General features: G+C 44.5%; 5 protein-coding genes. 1 reads left to right on the top strand and 4 read right to left on the bottom strand.

Annotated features, from left to right (window positions below; translation table 11 throughout):
• Window positions 1-26 precede the first annotated feature (26 nt).
• Window positions 27-158: a replication initiation protein gene (locus M8370_RS23530; protein ID WP_072013439.1), complete on the top strand. Its 132-nt coding sequence runs from the start codon at window positions 27-29 to the stop codon at window positions 156-158.
• Window positions 159-377: 219 nt separating this feature from the next.
• Here the strand turns inward: M8370_RS23530 and M8370_RS22895 are convergent, their stop codons facing one another.
• The 4 genes from M8370_RS22895 to M8370_RS22910 form a co-directional block, all read right to left on the bottom strand.
• Window positions 378-1,187, bottom strand: coding sequence for a hypothetical protein (locus M8370_RS22895; protein WP_250021817.1), 810 nt, complete (start codon window positions 1,185-1,187; stop codon window positions 378-380).
• Window positions 1,180-2,430: a DNA cytosine methyltransferase gene (locus M8370_RS22900; protein WP_063389757.1), complete on the bottom strand. Its 1,251-nt coding sequence runs from the start codon at window positions 2,428-2,430 to the stop codon at window positions 1,180-1,182. The genes M8370_RS22895 and M8370_RS22900 overlap by 8 nt, the downstream gene beginning before the upstream one ends.
• 411 nt (window positions 2,431-2,841) lie before the next feature.
• Window positions 2,842-3,210 carry a hypothetical protein gene (locus tag M8370_RS22905; protein ID WP_042114977.1) on the bottom strand — a complete coding sequence of 123 codons (369 nt, stop codon included), beginning with the start codon at window positions 3,208-3,210 and terminating at the stop codon, window positions 2,842-2,844.
• A 370-nt stretch (window positions 3,211-3,580) separates the two neighbouring features.
• On the bottom strand, window positions 3,581-3,730 hold the full coding sequence (locus M8370_RS22910; protein WP_164840373.1) for a hypothetical protein: 150 nt from the start codon (window positions 3,728-3,730) through the stop codon (window positions 3,581-3,583).
• Between the last annotated feature and the right edge of the window lie 537 nt (window positions 3,731-4,267).

The raw sequence follows: 4,267 nt of genomic DNA on the forward strand, positions 1-4,267 counted from the left end.
AGGCAGTTCGCTCCAAGCTGGACTGTATGCACGAACCCCCCGTTCAGTCCGACTGCTGCGCCTTGTCCGGTAACTATCGTCTTGAGTCCAACCCGGAAAGACATGCAAAAGCGCCACTGGCAGCAGCCACTGGTAATCGGATTCACGGAGCGGAGTAGAGTTATCTACAGAGTTCTTGAAGTGGTGGCCTGACTACGGCTACACTGAAAGGACAGTTTTGGTATCTGCGCTCCGTGAAAGCCAGTTACCTTCGGAAGAAAGAGTTGGTAGCTCTAAATTCCGGCAAACGAACCACCGTTGGTAGCGGTGGTTTTTTTGTTTACGGCTTAGGAGATTACGGCTAGAACGAAAGGATCTCAAGAAGATCCTCTCAGAAATTATACATACATGCGGTAGTTTGAGATGTCAGAGCTATCTAACTCTTTTGCCGGAACCAGTTTGTAATGCCTTTCCTCAATCAATTTCACTTGTCCTTCGTCTATCTTTAGCTCAAACAGTGCAATCAAATCGCTCGAAACAAACTGAGCGGAAATAGCTCTACATCTAACATTTGGGTATTTTTGTTCACACCACGCTGTATCTTGCGATGTTTGCACCATTGATATTTGATCTGTTCCACCTTTTGCTTGAACTGGTATTATATAATGGCAACCGTATTTATCTATACCTACATAAAGTTCATCGATCTCTATTTGACCAATTCCCTTCACCGTAGTTCTTAAATGATTCTGTAAAGAATATGTGGTTATACCTAGAAATATATCTATTAGCCGGTTATATCTCACCTTCGCCAGCAATGCCTGCTCGTCGTCTAAAGAATAACCTGTAATTATCTCCGGGGTATTGTCTGGAATTTTTATTGCCACCATATTAGGATTTGGCAAAATCCTACTAATAGTTACTAATCTAAATCGATACTTTGACCTACCAGCCAGCTCAATAATCCACTCCTTACCTTCTGGCTGAGTCAACAGAATACTTTCTGGCATAGGCGTTCTAAATCTGATTGAATATATAACATCACCAACATTAGATGGGAGTTCTATACCTAAATCTTTTGCAGCACTGTTTATCTCTAACCTTTCAAACAAAACCTCTAAGTCACCATCAACATATTTATCGAAAAATATCTTTTCTACCAACTGATGGTATCTATTTTTGGACCTTTCTTTTTTATCCTTACTCACAAACAACCTCCTTGTTACTATTTTTTATTCTCTTAGCAATTACATTTGATGACACACCAAACATAGATGCAGCATCGGACATAGAAATAGCAACCAAACTTTCATCACCGAGTTTGATTTTCTTCGTTGGTTTTTTTGGCGTAACACCAAGAACCTTCATAATCTGCAAGCCAACACTTCTAGCTAGCATAGGAGGAACACTATTACCGACCTGTCTAAATCCATGCCACTTAGTCACATGAAATCTGAACCAATCAGGATATGAATGCAGTCTTGCTGCCTCTCTGACCGTGATGACCCTAGGATAGATCGGATGTATAGGACGAGGAGATGTAAAAGCACCTCTGTCACTTGCTGTTCCTGCCCTTAAAGTATTACATAGCCCATTCATCGAGAGCTTTTTAAACCTGCTGATTGGTTCTACCGTGTCAGGCAAAGTTTCAACAAACCGCCCTCTAGAAATGTCAGAGTGATCTGTCAGTAAAGAACACGTTAATTTGTCTTTATTAAAAATTCTTGGGTAGCTAAAATCACTAGGATCTTTTTCTACGCCATGCAAATAGGATGAGTATAGTGATTGCTCACCAAATTTAGCATAAACCCAATCTCTATCCCATAGCTCAGGATATTTTTCCGCATCAGGAATATCCCCAATAGCGTCCCCAACCGTTGTTCTAATGGATAATGGCTCAGGGTATGATGGCAGAGCAATTCCTTTCCTTCCCCCCATTAAGAAAAGACGACGGCGATCTTGAGGAACTCCATAATCAGCTGCGTTTAGCACTTTATAATCGCTTACAACGTCGTACCCGCCATCTTTAAATGCATCCATTATCTCTACTAAAAACTGCTTATGCTTACCAACCGTCAACCCTTTTACATTTTCAAAAATAAAGTATTTAGGCTTTAGCTCAAGAACCAGCCGTACATAGTGATAGACCAGTTTGTTCCTATCATCATCAAGCGCGCGTTTTCCTATTAATGAAAAGCCTTGGCAGGGAGCGCCTCCGATCACTACATCAATCTCTTTCTCACCAATACCTGAAACTTCCCTAACGTATTCTCCGGTAACATCAACAACACTTCTACATATCGTTTTGCACATAGGAAAGTTATATTTGTGAGCAGAGCAATGTATTGGATCTATTTCAACTGATGCCATTATATCAAAGCCAGCTTGCTCGAAACCGAGACTCAGCCCACCCGCTCCAGCAAATAAATCAACAGCAATCGGTCTAGTCATTCTTTACACCCACGTTATATAAAATCAACATGATGCTATCAGAAAAACGATCGCTTTACCGATCGTTTTTCTGATTTCGATTGAACATAACATCCCTTGCCCGCACCCCCAGAAAGGCCCTCAGCGCGTTTCTGCCGCATCCGGGCCGTTTTGGGTACCTTTCCCAGCCTGTATCGTGAAAAAACGCCCCTGATGATTTTGGCGCGGCTGCATGGCTATGCAAGGAAGTGCATGAGTACCGGTTTCAGGCCAAAAATCAGGCCGGCACGTCAAAACCCGGTTTGTTCCCTGCTAAAAACGGTGAACGGGCGGGAAATTTATTGCGTGGCCGTGAGGCGTTGGCAAGAACATCAGGCATGAAGATAAGGGGGCGGATGTACGAACGTTTCACAAAACAATTTCGAGTGGAAATCAGAACCCCTTCCTCCTGCCAATGCTATCCCTCAATGACTCAGCCAGTCTTTGAGATTCATCTTCCACTCTTCTGAAGTCATTCACGGACAGAAAAAAACCATTCTCTGGCGCGCCTGCTACAGAAACAGATTTTTCTGTAGCAGGCAAAGAATCCGCTGTAGCGAGAGACGATCCATCTGTATTTTTTCTCAACCTGTAAAGAGCCTTATCAAACGCAACCTGTGAGATCTTCAGACCGTAACGTTCATTCAGTACAGCCACAATTTCTCTCCTGGGGATGCCATTTTTCTTCCAGTTTTCTATATCAGCCAGGGAATCTCTGACAGCCGCAATCGCTGTTCTTGGACCAAGGTTAAAATTCGCCATACGCCACCCATAATGTCTTATCAATGTCTCATTTTAGTCCAAAATATCACAGAATGTCTTATAATTGTCCTATCCTTGTCTTTCACGGTTCATGGCTACATGAACCGGCAGGTATGTAACGCTTTTTTATTTCGCTCAGGCCTGCCAGATATAGATTCATGCCTTAAAAGCCAAGTTGCTTTATCCCTTAAATGGTCATACACCATACGCAATCGCGATTTCATCGCAACTGCATGAATCAAATGGGAAAAATGGGATTTTTCGTTTATACGTGTAATACGCAAGGTATTACAGTCAACCGTAATTACATGAAAATAAAGAAATAAGATGTAATACCACCGTATTACACATACGCTGGCCAGCGAAAAAGCTATAACGCTTCCCGACCGACAGGAGGCCCGGAATCCACCGGGGCGTGCAGGTTATCTTCAGTAACCTTCGCCATTAAATCAAAAAGGTCATACTCGCCGGGAAGCTGCGTATCAGCAGCATCCCGTTGTTCATCATGTTCAGATGGCATGGTGTGATATCCAGTAGCTGAGAGGTTGTTAGCGGGTTTCGGGGCGCAGCCCTGAACCAGTCACGTAGCGCTAGCGGAGTGTATACTGGCTTAGTATGTTACGGCGAGATGGAGATTCGGGGAAGTGCTTCATGTGGCAAGGGGGAAAATACGGCTGCGGGGCGTAAGTGCAAAATGCAGGTAACGATGAAATGACGCCTCCTCGCTCACTCGGTCGCTGCGCTCCTGCCGTGAGACTGCGGCGGGCGTTACCAGCTCACGAAGGACGAGATAACGAGATCGCGCTCAAGTCAGGGAAGTCAGGAAAAAGGATGCGGCGTTGCCGTTTTTCCATAGGCTCCGCCCCCCTGACAAGCATCACAAAATCTGACGCTCAAATCAGTGGTGGCGAAACCCGACAGGACTATAAAGATCCCAGGCGTTTCCCCCTGGTAGCTCCCTCGTGCGCTCTCCTGTTCCTGCCTTTCGGTTTACCGGTGTCATTCCGCTGTTATGGCCGCGTTTGTCTCATTCCACGCCTGACACTCAGTTCCGGGT

It is taken from the genome of Enterobacter cloacae complex sp. OE43NF, from assembly GCF_023544405.1.
Classification (GTDB): Bacteria; Pseudomonadota; Gammaproteobacteria; order Enterobacterales; family Enterobacteriaceae; genus Enterobacter; species Enterobacter cloacae.